Source organism: uncultured Pseudacidovorax sp., from assembly GCF_913773995.1.
Classification (GTDB): Bacteria; Pseudomonadota; Gammaproteobacteria; order Burkholderiales; family Burkholderiaceae_C; genus Xenophilus.
In genome coordinates, this window is record NZ_CAJYES010000033.1 from 32,440 (window position 1) to 47,809 (window position 15,370).

Genomic DNA, 15,370 nt, shown 5'->3' on the forward strand with positions numbered 1-15,370 from the left:
GGGAGAGAGGCGCGCTGCCCGAACGGCTGGGAGAAGGCGTTCATCGCCGCCCCCTCTGCAGAAAGGCCACCACGATGATCACGAAGCCCTGCACCGCCGCGTTGAGGTACACGCTGATGATGCTGGTGAGGTTGAGGATGTTGCTGATGACCGAGAGCAGGATCGCCCCCACCACCGTGCCGGCGATGCTGCCCGCGCCGCCCTTGAGCGCGGTGCCACCGACGATCACGGCGGCGATGGCCTCCAGCTCCCAGAGCAGGCCGGTGGTGGGCGAGGCCGAGCCCAGACGCGGCACGTACAGCAGCGTGGCGATGCCCACGCACACACCCAGCAGCATGTAGGTGAAGATCTTCACGCGGTCCACGTCCACGGCCGCATAGCGCGCCACCTGCTCGTTGGAGCCGATGGCCTGCACGTAGCGCCCATAGGCCGTGCGGTTGAGGATCACGCCGCCCACCGCCGCCACCGCCACGAACACCCACACCGGCACTGGAATGCCCAGCAGGCTCGCGTAGTAGACCGGCGCGTACAGGTCCGACAGGTCGTTGTCGAGCGTGAGCGCCCCTCCGTCGGCGAAGTAGGTGAGGTAGGCGCGGAAGATGCCCAGCGTGCCCAGGGTGACGATGAAGGGCTCGATGCGGCCCTTGGTGATGAGCAGCCCGTGCGCCAGGCCGAACATCGCGCCCAGCACCACCGCCAGGCCCGCGCCCAGTACCACGGCCAGCAGCGGCGAGCCGGTGGCCGGCCCCGCCCAGTTGATGAACATGATCACGCTGCCCGCGATCAGCGCCGCCATCGAGCCCACCGACAGGTCGATGCCGCCCGAGATGATCACGAAGCACATGCCCACCGCGATGATGCCGATGAAGGCCGTGCGCGTGAGCACGTTCATGGCGTTGTCCACGGTCGCGAAGTCGCTGTTGAGTGCGGCCCCCGCGATGCACAGCAGCACCAGGCCGATGATGGGGCCCAGGCCGTGCAGGCGTTCGGCCCAGCCCGGCCGGGCGGCGGCGCGGTGCTGTGCCCCTTCGGCCGCGGCGGTGGAGGAAGCGGTGTCAGGCGTCGACATGGGTTGTTCCCGTGGCATGGGCGATAAGCTGTTCTTCGGTGAGGCCGTCGGCCGGCAGCGTGGCGACGATACGGCCCGCGCGCATGACGGCCACGCGGTGTGCGAGGCCGATGAGTTCCATCAGCTCAGACGAGATGACGATGACGGCCAGGCCTTCGCGCGCCAGGCGCTGCACGAGAAAGTAGATGTCGCGCTTGGCGCCCACGTCCACGCCGCGCGTGGGTTCGTCGAGCACCACCACCTTCGGATGCGGCTGCAGCACCTTGGCCAGCGCCAGCTTCTGCTGGTTGCCGCCGGAGAGCGACGAGGCGCGCACGTCCAGCGAGCCGGTGCGGATGCCGTAGTCCTTCACGGCGGTGTCGAGCGCGGCGCGCTCGGCATCGGGCCTCAGCCAGGGCCGCGCGTACTGGTCCAGCGCCATCAGCGTGAGGTTCTGCCGCAGGCCGAAGGCCACGTGCAGCCCCTTGCCCTTGCGGTCCTCGCTGAGGTAGGTGAGGCCGTGGCGGGCGGCGTCGCGCGGCGAGCGCAGCTGCACCGCGCGGCCCGCCAGCTCGACCTGGCCGCGCCCCGGGCGCAGGCCCAGCAGGCCTTCGAAGAGCTCGGTGCGCCCGGCACCCACCAAGCCGGCGAAGCCGAGGATCTCGCCCGGCCGCACCTCGAAGCTGGCCTGCTGCGCCCAGCCGGGCACCTCGAAGCCCTGCACGCGCAGCGCAGGTGCGCGGCCGGCCGGCACCGGCTCGCGCGGCGGATAGAGGTCGGCGATCTCACGGCCGACCATCAGGTTGGCCATCTGGTGGCGCGTGACCTCGGCCGTGGCCGCGCGCGTGACGAAGCGGCCGTCGCGCATCACGACAACCTCGTCGGTCACGCGCTCCACTTCGTCCAGCTTGTGCGAGATGTAGACGATGGTCACGCCGTCGGCCCGCAGTTGCGCGATGAGGCGGAACAGGCGCTCCGTCTCGCCCGGCGTGAGCGTGGCGGTGGGCTCGTCCATGATCAGCAGCCGGGCGCGCCGCGCGATGGCCTTGGCGATCTCGACCAGCTGCTTCTCCGCCACGATCAGGCGCCGCACCTTGGTGGCCGGATCGACCTGCAGGCCCACCTGGGCCAGCGCCGCAGCGGCCTCGGCCTGCATGGCGCGCTCGTCGAGGAACGGGCCCTTCTTCTTTTCGTGGCCCAGGAAGATGTTGTCGGCCACGCTCAGGTCTTCGGCCAGGTTGAATTCCTGGTGGATCAGCACGACGCCCAGCGCCTCGGCATCGCGCGAGCTGCGGAAGGCCTGCGGCTGGCCGTTGATGCGCAGCACGCCGCCGCTGGCGCTTTCGTAGCCGGCCAGGATCTTCATCAGCGTGGACTTGCCGGCGCCGTTCTCGCCCAGCAGGCCGACCACCCGGCCCGGCGGCAGTGCGAAGCTCACGCCGTGCAGCACCTGAACCGGGCCGAAGGCCTTGGTGATGCCGTCGAACTCGACGGCGACGCCGGGCGTCGCTGCCGTGGAGGGGGAGGTCATGGCCGCCATCGCGCGCTCCGGCTCAAGGTGCGACGCCGCGGGCGCGCAGCGTCTCATGCATGGCCAGCACGCCGGCGCCGGTCACGCCCGAATCGGCGCCCAGGGGCGTGTACTGGATCTCCAGGTGCCGCGTCGACAGGGCCAGCGAGCGTTGGTAGACGCTCTGCCGCACGGCCGCCAGGAACAGCGGACCGATCTGCGTGATGCCGCCGCCGATGAACACATGCGAGGGATTGAAGAAGTTCACCACCGAGGCCAGCATCTGCCCGATCAGGCTGCCGGCGCGCTGGATGATGGCGTTGGCGGCCACGTCGCCTGCGCGGCTGGCGTGGCCCACGTCGATGGCTTCGATGCGGCCCTGGGTGCGCAGCACGGCCGCCAGCGCGGGCGACTCGCCGCGCTCCGCGGCCGCCTGCGCCATGCGCACGATGGCCGGACCGGCCGCCATGGCCTCGACGCAGCCCACGTTGCCGCAGTGGCAGCGCGGCCCCTGCTGGTCCACGCAGATGTGGCCCACGTCGCCGGCCGAGCCGGCCGCGCCGCGGTAGACCTCGCCGTGGCACACGATGCCGCAGCCGATGCCGGTGCCCACCTTGATCACCAGGAAGTTGGACAGCCCGCGCTGCAGCCGCCACAGCTCGCCCAGCGCCATCAGGTTGACGTCGTTGTCCACGAAGACAGGCGCCGCGTAGTCCTCGCGCAGGTAGTCGCGGATGGAGAAGCTGTCCCAGCCCGGCATCAGCGGCGGATTGACGAGCTGGCCGGCCTCGAAGTTGACCGGCCCGGGCACGCCCATGCCGATGCCCAGCACCCGCCGCGCGGGAATGCCGAGCGCCTGAAGCAACTCGCGCAGGCGGTGGCGCACGCGGGCCAGCACCACGCCCGGGCCTTCGCGCACATCGATGGTCTCGGCGTGCCGCGCGAGCACCGTCAGGTCGGGCTGCATCACGGCGACGTCGAGGCTGGTGGCCCCGATGTCCACCGCCAGCAGCACGCCCAGTTCCGCCGGCAGCTGCAACTGCTCGGGGCGGCGTCCGCCGGTCGAGGCGCGCGGACCGGCCTCGGCCAGCAGGCCCTGCTCGATCAGGCCGGCGATCAGCGTATTGGCGCGGCTGCGGGAGAAGCCCAGCCGCTCGGCCATGCCATGGCGCGAGCCGCCCGCCGACCAGAAGAGGGTCGAGAGCAGATCCAGCTCTGCGGCAGAAAGGCCGTTCCAGGGCGCCATGCGGCGTTGTCTCCGTGCTTTGTGTTGCCAATCTTGACCGAATGGCAAAGTGGCACGGATGCTAGGCGGCCGACTTTGGACAGACAAGGCCGAACTTTGGCCAGAAATCGGCAGAAGTGGCCGACGCACGTCTCTTGGCTTCATGCGTTGGCAAGCCAAAAGAAAAAAGCCAGTCAGCGAACTGACTGGCTCTTCTGCGGAGGCAAAGGCGCGGCGGGATGCCGCAAGGCCTTACTTCTTCTGGCGGTACTTGCGCAGCGCGGCCAGCTGGGCGGCCATCACGGCCAGCTCGGACTGGGCCATGGCGATGTCGATCTCGCTCTTGGCGTTCTTGAGGGCTTCCTCGGCGGCGCTCTTGGCAGCGGCGGCCTTCTCGTCGTCCAGGTCCTTGCCGCGGATGGCGGTGTCGGACAGCACGGTCACGCAGTCGGGCTGCACTTCGAGGATGCCACCGGCCACGAACACGAACTCCTCGCCACCGTCGGCCGTCTCGATGCGCACGGCACCAGGACGGATACGCGTGATCAGCGGCGTGTGGCGCGGGAAGATGCCGAGCTCACCGGCTTCGCCGGGCAGCGCGACGAACTTCGCCTCGCCCGAGAAGATGGACTCCTCGGCGCTGACGACGTCGACGTGAATGGTGTTTGCCATGGATGGTGCGCCGATCAGCCGAGCTTCTTGGCCTTCTCGAAGGCCTCGTCGATGGTGCCGACCATGTAGAAGGCCTGCTCGGGCAGGTGGTCGCACTCACCATTGGTGATCATCTTGAAGCCGCGGATGGTTTCCGACAGCGGCACGTACTTGCCGGGCGCGCCGGTGAACACTTCGGCCACGTGGAAGGGCTGCGACAGGAAACGCTGGATCTTCCGGGCACGGGCCACGGCCAGCTTGTCCTCGGGGGCCAGTTCGTCCATGCCCAGGATGGCGATGATGTCGCGCAGTTCCTTGTAGCGCTGCAGCGTGCCCTGCACGGCGCGGGCCACACCGTAGTGCTCTTCGCCGACGACGTTCGGGTCCAGCTGGCGCGAGGTCGAGTCCAGCGGGTCCACGGCGGGGTAGATACCGAGCGACGCGATGTCGCGCGAGAGCACCACGGTGGAGTCCAAGTGGGCGAAGGTGGTGGCAGGCGACGGGTCGGTCAAGTCATCGGCCGGCACGTACACGGCCTGGATCGAGGTGATCGAGCCGACCTTGGTCGACGTGATGCGCTCCTGCAGGCGGCCCATTTCCTCGGCCAGCGTCGGCTGGTAGCCCACGGCGGAAGGCATACGGCCCAGCAGGGCGGACACTTCGGTACCGGCCAGGGTGTAGCGGTAGATGTTGTCCACGAAGAACAGCACGTCGCGGCCTTCGTCGCGGAAGGACTCGGCGATGGTCAGACCGGTCAGGGCCACGCGCAGACGGTTGCCCGGGGGCTCGTTCATCTGGCCGTAGACCATGGCCACCTTCGACTCGGACAGGTTCTCCTGAACCACGACCTTGGAGTCGGACATCTCGTGATAGAAGTCGTTGCCCTCGCGGGTACGCTCGCCCACACCGGCGAACACCGACAGACCGCTGTGGGCCTTGGCGATGTTGTTGATGAGCTCCATCATGTTCACGGTCTTGCCGACGCCGGCGCCGCCGAACAGGCCCACCTTGCCGCCCTTGGCGAACGGGCAGACCAGGTCGATCACCTTGATGCCCGTTTCGAGCAGTTCGGTGGAGGGCGACAGTTCGTCGTAGGCCGGGGCCTTGCGGTGGATCGAGGCCGTCAGCTCTTGCGAGACCGGGCCGCGCTCGTCGATGGGGTTGCCCAGCACGTCCATGATGCGGCCGAGCGTGGCCTTGCCGACGGGCACCGTGATGGGCGCGCCGGTGTTGACCACGGTGATGCCGCGGCGCAGGCCGTCGGAACTGCCCAGCGCGATGGTGCGCACCACGCCGTCACCCAGCTGCTGCTGCACTTCCAGCGTCAGTCCGCCGCCTTCGAACTTGAGGGCGTCGTACACCCTGGGCATCTGGTCACGGGGAAACTCCACGTCGACCACGGCGCCGATACATTGAACGATTGTTCCTTGAGCCTGAGCCATGTTGTGCTCCAGTAATTTGTCTTGAATCTGCTGAATGCCGGATCGGGCGGAATCAGTTGCCGGTGGCCGCGGCCGCACCGGACACGATTTCCGACAGTTCCTTGGTGATGCCGGCCTGGCGGGTCTTGTTGTAGACCAGCTTCAGCTCGTTGATCAGGTTACCCGCGTTGTCGGTGGCCGCCTTCATGGCAACCATGCGCGCCGACTGCTCGGAGGCCATGTTCTCGGCCACGGCCTGGTAGACCAGCGACTCCACGTAGCGCACCAGCAGGTCGTCGATGACGGTCTGCGCGTCGGGCTCGTAGATGTAGTCCCAGGCATGCTGCGGGGCGCTGCCCTCGCCGCCCTTGAGGCTCTCGGCCTTCAGCGGCAGCAGCTGCTCGACCACCGACTCCTGGCGCATCGTGTTCACGAACTTGGTGTAGCTCAGGTACACGGCGGACAGGCGGCCTTCGGCGTAAGCGTCCAGCAGCACCTTGACGGGGCCGATCAGCTTCTCGAGGTGGGGCGTGTCGCCCAGCTGCACGGCCTGCGAGACCACCTTGGCGCCCACGCGCGTCAGGAAGCCCAGGCCCTTGTTGCCGATGGCCACCGCCTCGGTGGACACACCGGCCGACTGCAGCTCGCGCAGCTTGCTGGTGACGGCACGAAGCACGTTGGTGTTCATGCCGCCGCACAGGCCCTTGTCCGTCGTCACCACGATCATGCCAGCGACCTTGGCGTCGTTGGTCTTCATGAAGGCGTGGGTGTACTCCGGATTGGCCTGGCTGAGGTTGGACGCAATGGCGCGGATCTTTTCGCTGTACGGACGCGCGGAGCGCATCCGTTCCTGCGCCTTGCGCATCTTGGACGCGGCCACCATTTCCATGGCCTTGGTGATCTTCTTGGTGTTCTCCACCGATTTGATCTTGCCGCGGATTTCCTTGCCGGCTGCCATAGCGCTCTATGCCTCTCGAATCAGGCGAAGGACTTCTTGAACGAGGTGATCGCGGCCGTGAGTTCGGCTTCCGCGTCCTTGTCCAGGGCCCGGGTCTGCTCGATCTTGTCAATCAGGGCAGCGTGGCTGGTCTTCAGGAACTGATGCAGGCCATGCTCGAAGGGCAGAACCTTCTTGACCTCGATGTCGTCCATGAAGCCCTTGTTGGCCGCGAACAGCGACGCGGCCATCAGCGACACGGGCAGCGGGCTGTACTGGGCCTGCTTGAGCAGTTCGGTCACGCGGGCGCCGCGGTCCAGCTGCTTCTTGGTCGAAGCGTCCAGATCCGAGGCGAACTGCGCGAAGGCGGCCAGTTCGCGGTACTGCGCCAGGTCGGTACGGATACCGCCGGACAGGCCCTTGATGACCTTGGTCTGGGCAGCCGAACCCACGCGCGACACCGAGATACCCGCGTTGATGGCGGGCCGGATGCCGGCGTTGAACAGGTTGGTTTCCAGGAAGATCTGGCCGTCGGTGATCGAGATCACGTTGGTCGGCACGAAGGCGGACACGTCGCCGGCCTGCGTCTCGATGATCGGCAGTGCGGTCAGCGAGCCGGTCTTGCCCTTGACTTCACCCTTGGTGAAGGCTTCGACGTAGTCGGCGCTCACGCGGGCGGCGCGCTCGAGCAGGCGGCTGTGCAGGTAGAACACGTCGCCGGGGTAGGCTTCGCGGCCCGGCGGGCGGCGCAGCAGCAGCGACACCTGGCGGTAGGCCACGGCCTGCTTGGACAGGTCGTCATAGACGATCAGGGCGTCCTGGCCGCGGTCGCGGAAGTACTCGCCCATCGTGCAGCCCGAGTAGGCCGACACGTACTGCATGGCCGCCGATTCAGACGACGAGGCGGCGACGACGATGGTGTATTCCATCGCGCCAGCCTGCTCCAGTGCGCGCACCACGTTCTTGATCGACGAAGCCTTCTGGCCGATCGCAACGTAGACGCAGGTCATGTTCTGACCCTTCTGGTTGATGATCGCGTCGATGGCCACGGCGGTCTTGCCGGTCTGGCGGTCGCCGATGATCAGCTCGCGCTGGCCGCGGCCGACGGGCACCATCGCGTCGATGGACTTCAGGCCGGTCTGCATCGGCTGGTCCACGGACTGACGGGCGATCACGCCGGGCGCAACCTTCTCGATCACGTCGGTCAGCTTGGCGTTGATCGGGCCCTTGCCGTCGATGGGCTGGCCCAGCGCGTTGACCACGCGGCCGATCAGCTCGGGGCCGACGGGCACTTCCAGGATGCGGCCCGTGCACTTGACGGTGTCGCCTTCGGAGATGTGCTCGTACTCGCCCAGAATCACGGCGCCGACGGAGTCGCGCTCGAGGTTCAGCGCCAGGCCGTAGGTGGGCTGGCCACCGGGCGTGGGCGGGAACTCCAGCATTTCGCCCTGCATCGCGTCGGACAGGCCGTGCACGCGCACGATGCCGTCGGTCACCGAGACCACGGAGCCTTCGTTACGGATGTCGGCGCTGACGCCCAGCCCTTCGATGCGGCTCTTGATCAGTTCGGAAATCTCTGCGGGATTGAGTTGCATGACTCTTTCCTTCTTTCAATCGGGTGTAAGGACGCGCGCCACCAGCCGGGTCAGGCGGTGAGCGCCGCCTTCATTTGTTCGAGACGGGCCTTGACCGAGGTGTCGAGCACTTCGTCGCCGACCACGGCGCGGATGCCGCCGATGAGCGACGGGTCCAGCTCCACGCGGGTGGTCAGCTTGCGGCCGAAGCGGCGCTCCAGTGCGGCCTGGACTTCGCCCAGAGCCGTGCCTTCGATCGGGAAGGCGCTGAAGAGCACGGCATCGGCAGCGCCGCTGGCGGCGTTCTGCAGGGCGCGGAACTGCGTCGCCACTTCCGGCAGAGCGGCCAGACGGCCGTTGTCGATCACGGCGTGCAGGAAGTTCTGGCCCTGCTGCGGCAGGCCGCCCGGCACCATCCCGGCGATCAGGTCGAACACCTGCTGCGAGGACACCTTGGGGCTGGCTGCGAATTGCTGCAGCGGCGCGCTGCCGGCCACCTGGGCCAGCGGCTCCAGCCATTCGGCCGTGGCCTGCGCGTTGCCGGCAGACGCCTTGTACAGCGCTTCGGCGTAAGGACGGGCAATGGTGGCGAGTTCGGCCATCGATTCGTCCTTACAGCTCGGTCTTCAGGCGATTGAGCAGGTCGGCATGCACGTTGGCATCGACTTCCTTGCGCAGGATCTGCTCGGCACCCTTGACGGCCAGCGTGGCGACCTGCTCGCGCAGGACTTCACGGGCACGCACGGACTGCTGCTCGGCCTCATCGCGCGCGGCGGCCACGATCTTGTTGGCCTCCTCGGTGGCACGGGCCTTGGCCTCTTCGATGATCTGCTGGGCGCGGCGCTCGGCATCGGCCAGGCGATTGCTGGTCTCGGTGCGCGAAGCCTGCAGCTCCTGCTCGACGCGTTGGTTGGCGGAAGCGAGTTCGGCCTTGGCCTTCTCGGCGGCCGCCAGGCCCGCAGCGATCTTTTGAGCCCGTTCATCCAGCGCCTTTGCGATCGGCGGCCACACGAACTTCATCGTGAACAGCACGAGCAGCAAAAAGACGACGGCCTGAACGAACAGGGTTGCGTTGATGCTCACGACAACACCTTTCTACAGACGGTGTGGACGAAAAGGATCAGGCGCCGGCGACGACGAAGGGGTTGGCGAAGGCGAACAGCAGGGCGATGGCCACGCCGATCAGGAAGGCGGCGTCGATCAGACCGGCCAGAATGAACATCTTGGTCTGCAGGTCGTTCATGAGTTCAGGCTGGCGAGCCGAGGACTCGAGGAACTTGCCACCCATGAGGGCGATGCCGATGGACGCGCCGATAGCGCCGAGACCGACGATCAGACCACAAGCCAGAGCGACGAGACCGAGAACGTTTGCCATGATGACTCCTTAGATGAAAGGCAAGAGAGAGGGAAAAACGAAACGAGAGGAAAAGCGAGAGCGTGAGGGCCGCAGGGGCCGCTCAGTGGGCTTCGTGCGCCTGGCCCAGGTAGATGAGCGTCAGCATCATGAAGATGAAGGCCTGCAGCGTGATCACCAGGATGTGGAAGATCGCCCAGATGGTGCCGGCGATGATGTGCCCGATGGGCAGCAGCACGCCCGACAGCGAAGCCGCCATGGCGCCGCCCATCAGGGCGATCAGCATGAACACCAGTTCACCCGCATACATGTTGCCGAACAGCCGCATGCCGTGCGAGATGGTCTTGGCCAGGTATTCGATGATCTGCATCAGCAGGTTGATGGGCCACAGCAGGGGGTGGGCCCCGAAGGGCGCCGAGATCAGCTCGTGGCCCCAGCCACCCAGACCCTTGATCTTGACGCTGTAGATCAGGCACAGCAGCAGCACCGAGGTCGACAGGCCCAGCGTGGTGGACAGGTCGGCGGTGGGCACCACACGCATGTAGGCATGGTGCGGGTCGTGACCCATGGCCGCGTAGGCCTTGGACCAGATCGCCGGCAGCAGGTCCACCGGCAGCATGTCCATGGCGTTGAGCAGGAAGATCCACACGAACACGGTCAGCGCCAGCGGGGCGATGAACTTGCGGCTCTTGGCGTTGTGGATGTTGGCCTTGGCCTGGTTGTCGACCATCTCGACCAGCATCTCGACGGCGGCCTGGAAGCGGCCGGGCACGCCGGCCGTGGCCTTGCGTGCGGCGAGCCACAGCACGAAGCAACCCAGCGCGCCGATCACCAGCGCATAGAGAACGGAGTCGAGGTTGATGACACCGAAGTCCACGATGGCCTTCTGGACCACGGGCTTGAGGCTCCAGTCCACCTGCCAGTGCTGCAGGTGGTGGACGATGTACTCACTCGCGGTCGGGGCGTGTCCTTCGGCGGCCATCTTTCAGCGTCTTTTCTCTTAAACAGTCAAATACGGTTCGGTTTGCGGGGCCGCATGACCAGCGCGAGCCAGTACATCTTGAGCGCGACCACCGCGCCGGCCAGCAGAGCCAGCCAGTGAATTCCCTCGACCAGCCACGGTGCCGCGGCAAGCAGAGCCACGGTCAGCGCGATCTTGATCAGTTCCCACACCATAAAACCCAGCATGGCAGCCGATTGCGACACGCCACCACGCATGCGACCCATGGCACGGGCGAACAGCGCAGCGGGCACAGCCACCGCCATGGCTCCGTAGAACGCGGACACCGCCGCCACCGGCCGCTGCGTCCAGCCCCAGGCCACCGCCGCCACGATCAACCCCGAGGCGATCTGGGCCCCGACCACCCACCAGGGGGAGAGTTCGGGATGGCGCTCGCGCAGCCGCTGGGCCTCTTCGGCGGTCAGCGGGGTGAAGCTGTCTTCGTCAGCTTCCGCGGGCTCGGTGTCGACCGTGGGGATCGGGGCCTTGGTTGTCATTCGAATGGCAGCCGTCGGTCCAAACGGTCAGGTTGGGAAATCTACAAAGCCACTCATTATAGGTAGCAAAAACACGTAGAGGCCAGCCCAGAGTGGTGCGGCTTCGATAATCGACCCATGCCTAGTGCCACGCCCCTGCCCGAATCCCTGTGCCATCTCGATGGCGAATACCTGCCGCTGCGCGACGCCAAGGTGAGCGTCCTGGACCGCGGCTTCATCTTCGGCGACGGCATCTACGAGGTGGTGCCGGTGTACGACGGCCGCCTGTTCTGCTTCGACGAACACATGGCGCGCATGGAGCGCTCGCTGGACGAATTGCGCATTCCCAACCCCCACGACCGTGGCGGCTGGCGCGCCATCGCCGAGCGGCTGATCGAATCGTCCGAGCAGTCGCCCTCGCAGTCGCTCTACATCCAGATCACCCGCGGCGTCGCCATCCGCGACCATGCGATGCCTGCGGGCCTCATTCCCACGGTCTTCGTGATGCTCAACCCGCTCAAGCCGGTGGCCGACAAGGCGCGGGCCGAGGGCGTGGCCTGCGTCACGGCCGAAGAGTTCCGCTGGCAGAAGGCCCACATCAAGAGCACCAGCCTGCTGGGCGCCGTGCTGGCGCGCCAGATCAGCGTGGAGGCCGGCGCCGCCGAGACGCTGATGTTCCGCGGCGAGCTGCTGAGCGAGGCCTCGTCGAGCAACGTCTGGGTGATCAAGGACGGCGCCGTCGCCGGCCCCGTGCCCGACCACCGCGTCCTGCGCGGCATCCGCTACGGGCTGCTGCAGCGGCTGTGCGAATCGCGCGGCATTCCCTTCGCGCTGCGCGACATCACCCGCGACGAAGTCTTCGCCGCCGACGAACTGCTGATCTCCTCCGCCACCAAGGAGATCGTGCCCGTCACCCGCCTGGACGGCCGCCCGGTTGGAAAGGGCGTGCCCGGCCCCATCTACCAAGCCTTGTATGCGGCCTACCAGGACGCCAAGCAGGAGCCCCAGCCATGACCGACACCCCCGCCACCCCCGGCTCGACCGACCCGCGCAAGGATTCGCTGATCGAATACCCCTCGCGCTTTCCCATCAAGGTGATGGGTGCGAAGGTGGACGGCTTCGTCGGCGCCGTGACGCACATCGCCAAGCAGTTCGACCCCGAGTTCGACGCCGGCACCATCGAACTGCGCGACAGCCGCGCCGGCAACTACCTGGGCGTGACCATCACCATCACCGCCACCAGCCGCGAGCAGCTGGACGAGCTGTACCGCACGCTGTCCTCGCACCCGATGGTCAAGGTCGTGCTGTGAGCGTGGCCGACGGCGAAGCCCCGGCCGCGGCAGAAGCCGTCCGCCCGCCCACGCCCACGCCCGAGTGGCTGGGCCGGGTGGACTACGCCGCCACCTTCGCCGCCATGCAGCGCTTTACCGCCGAGCGCATGCCCGAAACGCCCGACCGTCTCTGGCTGTGCGAACACGACCCGGTCTTCACCCAGGGCCTCGCCGGCCGGCAGGACCATCTGCTGCTGCCGGGCGCCATCCCCGTCATCCAGACCGACCGCGGCGGCCAGGTCACCTACCACGGCCCGGGCCAGGTGGTGGCCTATCCGCTGCTGGACCTGAAGCGCGCCGGTTACTTCATCAAGGAATACGTCTACCGCATCGAGGAGTCGGTGATCGGCACGCTGGCCCACTTCGGCGTGACGGGCCATCGCGTGCCCACGGCGCCGGGCATCTACGTGCGGCTGGACGACCCTTTCTCGCATTCGGCTCTGACCGGCCCCATGCCGGGCGGCGACCCCTTCCGCGGCCTGGGCAAGATCGCCGCGCTGGGCCTGAAGGTCAGCCGGCATTGCACCTACCACGGCGTGGCACTGAACGTGGACATGGACCTGGAACCCTATTCGCGCATCAACCCTTGCGGCTACGCAGGGCTGCGCACGGTCGACCTTTCTACAATCGGCGTCCCCGTGGCCTGGGACGATGCCGCCCAGGTACTGAGCCGGAAGCTGCAGGCCTACCTCCTGCCCTGACACCCCCCGGCCCCTCCCAGAAAGCCTCCCAATGAGCTCCACCGAAGTCGTCCGCGACGCCCAGAGCGCCGACACCTACAACCCGCTCGCGAAGCAGAAGGCCGCCGCCAAGCTCTCGCGCATCCCCGTCAAGGTCGAGCAGACGGGCGAGGTGCTCAAGAAGCCCGAGTGGATCCGCGTCAAGGCCGGCAGCCCAACCACGCGCTTCTACGAAATCAAGCAGATCCTGCGCGAGTCCAACCTGCACACGGTCTGCGAAGAGGCCTCCTGCCCCAACATCGGCGAATGCTTCGGCAAGGGCACGGCCACCTTCATGATCATGGGCGACAAGTGCACCCGCCGCTGCCCCTTCTGCGACGTGGGCCACGGCCGGCCCGACCCGCTGGACAAGGACGAGCCGCTCAACCTGGCCAGGACCATCGCCAAGCTGCGCCTCAAGTACGTGGTGATCACCAGCGTCGACCGCGACGACCTGCGCGACGGCGGCAGCGGCCACTTCGTGGAATGCATCCAGAAGACGCGCGAGCTCTCGCCCACGACGCAGATCGAGATCCTGGTGCCCGACTTCCGCGGCCGCGACGACCGCGCGCTGGAGATCCTCAAGGCCGCGCCGCCGGACGTGATGAACCACAACCTGGAGACCATCCCGCGCCTGTACAAGGAAGCGCGACCGGGCTCCGACTACCAGTTCAGCCTGAACCTGCTCAAGAAGTTCAAGGCGCTGCATCCCAGCGTGCCGACCAAGAGCGGCATCATGGTCGGCCTGGGCGAGACCGACGAAGAGATCCTGCAGGTCATGCGCGACATGCGTGCGCACGACATCGACATGCTGACCATCGGCCAGTACCTTGCGCCCAGCAACAGCCACCTGCCGGTGCGCCGCTACGTGCACCCGGACACCTTCAAGATGTTCGAGGAAGAGGCCTACAAGATGGGCTTCAGCCATGCCGCCGTGGGTGCCATGGTGCGCAGCAGCTACCACGCCGACCAGCAGGCCGGCCATGTGCTGGCCGCCGGCGCCGAAGCCGCGCCTGCTGCCTGATCACCTGATCTCCTGATCGCCCGAGTCCCGTGCGCAGGCGCGCGCGGGGCGCGAAGGCGACTCGGGCACGGCGCATGCGTGCATGGCACGCGTCTCGCGCCATCGCCGGCTACCCTCCTGGCTCGCCGGACCCGCCATGCTTGCCATCCTCTCGATCACCGTCCCTATCTACCTCGCCATCGCCGCCGGCTGGCTGGTCACACGCAGGGGGCTGTTCGCCCGCGGCGACATGCGGGTGCTGGGGCTGTTCGTGATCCGGCTGGCCTTGCCGGCCCTGCTGTTCAGTGCGCTGGTGCAGCGGCCGACGGGCGATGTGCTCAACCTGCGCTACATGCTGCTGTATGCGCTCGGCTCGCTGCTCACGCTCTTCGTGGGCCGCTGGTGGGCGGCGCGGCAGGGCCCGGCGGGCAACCCCGTGCCGGCGCTCATGGCCATGGGCATGAGCTGCCCCAACAGCGGCTTCGTCGGCTATCCCATCCTGTCGATGGTGATCGCGCAGACGGCCGGTCTGGTGCTGGGCCTGAACATGATCGTGGAGAACCTGCTGCTGGTGCCGCTGGCCATGGCGCTGGCCGATGCCGCCGACGGCCGCGGCGACTGGCGCCTCACGCTGCGGCGCACCGCGCACAGCCTGGCGCGCAATCCCATGATCTGGGCCATGGCCGCGGGGGTGGCCGTGGCGCTTACGGGGCTGCGCCTGCCGGCGCCGCTGCTGCGCACCATCGGCCTGTTCGCGCAGGCCAGCACGGCGCTGTCGCTGTTCGTGATCGGCGGCTCGCTGGTGGGGCTGGGCCTCGCCGGCATGCGCCGCCAGGTGCTGCGCATCGCGGCCGGCAAGCTGCTGCTGCATCCGGCCTTGATGCTGGCGGTGCTGCTGGCGGCCGAGGCGCTGGGCATGCCACCCATGGAGCCGGCGCTTCGCCTGGCGCTGGTGCTGTCGGCGGCTGCGCCCATGCTGAGCATCTATCCGATCCTGGCCCAGCCGCATGGCCAGGATTCGCTGGCGGCCGCCTCGCTGCTGGCCACGACGGCACTGTCCTTCTTCACCATCAGCGCGCTGCTCGCGGTGCTGCCGCACCTGCTCGGCGCCTGAGGCGGGA

Annotated in this window: 17 protein-coding genes; 5 read left to right on the top strand and 12 right to left on the bottom strand. The window is 67.6% G+C overall.

What is annotated here, in order from left to right; all coding sequences use genetic code 11:
* Positions 1-40: 40 nt before the first annotated feature.
* The 12 genes from QZ772_RS03070 to QZ772_RS03125 form a co-directional block, all read right to left on the bottom strand.
* Positions 41-1,069, bottom strand: coding sequence for an ABC transporter permease (locus QZ772_RS03070; RefSeq protein WP_295522918.1), 1,029 nt, complete (start codon positions 1,067-1,069; stop codon positions 41-43).
* Complete coding sequence (locus tag QZ772_RS03075) at positions 1,056-2,579, bottom strand: sugar ABC transporter ATP-binding protein (protein WP_295522920.1); 1,524 nt, start codon at positions 2,577-2,579, stop codon at positions 1,056-1,058. Before QZ772_RS03075 ends, QZ772_RS03070 begins: the two co-directional genes overlap by 14 nt.
* Before the next feature lie 22 nt (positions 2,580-2,601).
* The gene (locus tag QZ772_RS03080) at positions 2,602-3,771 is read right to left on the bottom strand and encodes an ROK family protein (protein WP_295523006.1); all 1,170 of its coding nucleotides are present in this window, start codon (positions 3,769-3,771) and stop codon (positions 2,602-2,604) included.
* A 264-nt stretch (positions 3,772-4,035) separates the two neighbouring features.
* Positions 4,036-4,455, bottom strand: a complete 420-nt coding sequence (locus QZ772_RS03085; RefSeq protein ID WP_294377223.1) for a F0F1 ATP synthase subunit epsilon — start codon at positions 4,453-4,455, stop codon at positions 4,036-4,038.
* Between the two features lie 14 nt (positions 4,456-4,469).
* On the bottom strand, positions 4,470-5,876 hold the full coding sequence (atpD, locus tag QZ772_RS03090) for a F0F1 ATP synthase subunit beta (RefSeq protein WP_295522923.1): 1,407 nt from the start codon (positions 5,874-5,876) through the stop codon (positions 4,470-4,472).
* Between the two features lie 52 nt (positions 5,877-5,928).
* Positions 5,929-6,813 (bottom strand): F0F1 ATP synthase subunit gamma, encoded by an 885-nt coding sequence (atpG, locus tag QZ772_RS03095; protein WP_295522925.1) that lies wholly within the window; start codon positions 6,811-6,813, stop codon positions 5,929-5,931.
* 20 nt (positions 6,814-6,833) lie between these two features.
* A complete protein-coding gene (gene atpA / locus QZ772_RS03100) occupies positions 6,834-8,387 on the bottom strand; it encodes a F0F1 ATP synthase subunit alpha (protein ID WP_017762130.1) in 1,554 nt (517 codons plus the stop codon).
* A 50-nt stretch (positions 8,388-8,437) separates the two neighbouring features.
* A complete protein-coding gene (locus QZ772_RS03105) occupies positions 8,438-8,968 on the bottom strand; it encodes a F0F1 ATP synthase subunit delta (RefSeq protein WP_295522928.1) in 531 nt (176 codons plus the stop codon).
* 10 nt (positions 8,969-8,978) lie between these two features.
* Positions 8,979-9,449: a F0F1 ATP synthase subunit B gene (locus QZ772_RS03110; RefSeq protein WP_017762128.1), complete on the bottom strand. Its 471-nt coding sequence runs from the start codon at positions 9,447-9,449 to the stop codon at positions 8,979-8,981.
* Positions 9,450-9,486: 37 nt separating this feature from the next.
* Complete coding sequence (gene atpE, locus QZ772_RS03115; RefSeq protein WP_038200332.1) at positions 9,487-9,741, bottom strand: F0F1 ATP synthase subunit C; 255 nt, start codon at positions 9,739-9,741, stop codon at positions 9,487-9,489.
* Between the two features lie 82 nt (positions 9,742-9,823).
* Positions 9,824-10,702 (bottom strand): F0F1 ATP synthase subunit A, encoded by an 879-nt coding sequence (atpB, locus tag QZ772_RS03120; protein WP_017762126.1) that lies wholly within the window; start codon positions 10,700-10,702, stop codon positions 9,824-9,826.
* A gap of 26 nt (positions 10,703-10,728) precedes the next feature.
* Positions 10,729-11,217, bottom strand: coding sequence for an ATP synthase subunit I (locus QZ772_RS03125; RefSeq protein WP_295522930.1), 489 nt, complete (start codon positions 11,215-11,217; stop codon positions 10,729-10,731).
* A 117-nt stretch (positions 11,218-11,334) separates the two neighbouring features.
* On the opposite strand from QZ772_RS03125, the gene QZ772_RS03130 reads away from it, so the two are divergent.
* From QZ772_RS03130 to QZ772_RS03150, 5 genes are all read left to right on the top strand, one after another.
* Complete coding sequence (locus QZ772_RS03130) at positions 11,335-12,210, top strand: aminotransferase class IV (RefSeq protein WP_295522933.1); 876 nt, start codon at positions 11,335-11,337, stop codon at positions 12,208-12,210.
* The gene (locus QZ772_RS03135) at positions 12,207-12,506 is read left to right on the top strand and encodes a DUF493 family protein (protein WP_295522935.1); all 300 of its coding nucleotides are present in this window, start codon (positions 12,207-12,209) and stop codon (positions 12,504-12,506) included. The genes QZ772_RS03130 and QZ772_RS03135 overlap by 4 nt, the downstream gene beginning before the upstream one ends.
* 68 nt (positions 12,507-12,574) lie before the next feature.
* The gene (gene lipB / locus QZ772_RS03140; RefSeq protein WP_295523008.1) at positions 12,575-13,228 is read left to right on the top strand and encodes a lipoyl(octanoyl) transferase LipB; all 654 of its coding nucleotides are present in this window, start codon (positions 12,575-12,577) and stop codon (positions 13,226-13,228) included.
* Between the two features lie 31 nt (positions 13,229-13,259).
* Positions 13,260-14,270 (top strand): lipoyl synthase, encoded by a 1,011-nt coding sequence (lipA, locus tag QZ772_RS03145; protein WP_295522937.1) that lies wholly within the window; start codon positions 13,260-13,262, stop codon positions 14,268-14,270.
* Positions 14,271-14,406: 136 nt separating this feature from the next.
* Entirely contained in the window at positions 14,407-15,363 is a 957-nt protein-coding gene (locus QZ772_RS03150; protein WP_295522940.1) for an AEC family transporter, read from the top strand.
* The last annotated feature ends 7 nt before the right edge of the window (positions 15,364-15,370 follow it).

Coding starts and splice junctions, on each gene's coding strand:
- QZ772_RS03135 (WP_295522935.1), top strand. CDS start 12,207: ATGACCGACACCCCCGCCACCCCCGGCTCGACCGACCCGCGCAAGGAT.
- atpE (WP_038200332.1), bottom strand. CDS start 9,741: ATGGCAAACGTTCTCGGTCTCGTCGCTCTGGCTTGTGGTCTGATCGTC.
- QZ772_RS03075 (WP_295522920.1), bottom strand. CDS start 2,579: ATGACCTCCCCCTCCACGGCAGCGACGCCCGGCGTCGCCGTCGAGTTC.
- QZ772_RS03105 (WP_295522928.1), bottom strand. CDS start 8,968: ATGGCCGAACTCGCCACCATTGCCCGTCCTTACGCCGAAGCGCTGTAC.
- QZ772_RS03125 (WP_295522930.1), bottom strand. CDS start 11,217: ATGACAACCAAGGCCCCGATCCCCACGGTCGACACCGAGCCCGCGGAA.
- QZ772_RS03150 (WP_295522940.1), top strand. CDS start 14,407: ATGCTTGCCATCCTCTCGATCACCGTCCCTATCTACCTCGCCATCGCC.
- atpA (WP_017762130.1), bottom strand. CDS start 8,387: ATGCAACTCAATCCCGCAGAGATTTCCGAACTGATCAAGAGCCGCATC.
- atpB (WP_017762126.1), bottom strand. CDS start 10,702: ATGGCCGCCGAAGGACACGCCCCGACCGCGAGTGAGTACATCGTCCAC.
- QZ772_RS03130 (WP_295522933.1), top strand. CDS start 11,335: ATGCCTAGTGCCACGCCCCTGCCCGAATCCCTGTGCCATCTCGATGGC.
- atpG (WP_295522925.1), bottom strand. CDS start 6,813: ATGGCAGCCGGCAAGGAAATCCGCGGCAAGATCAAATCGGTGGAGAAC.
- QZ772_RS03085 (WP_294377223.1), bottom strand. CDS start 4,455: ATGGCAAACACCATTCACGTCGACGTCGTCAGCGCCGAGGAGTCCATC.
- QZ772_RS03070 (WP_295522918.1), bottom strand. CDS start 1,069: ATGTCGACGCCTGACACCGCTTCCTCCACCGCCGCGGCCGAAGGGGCA.
- atpD (WP_295522923.1), bottom strand. CDS start 5,876: ATGGCTCAGGCTCAAGGAACAATCGTTCAATGTATCGGCGCCGTGGTC.
- lipA (WP_295522937.1), top strand. CDS start 13,260: ATGAGCTCCACCGAAGTCGTCCGCGACGCCCAGAGCGCCGACACCTAC.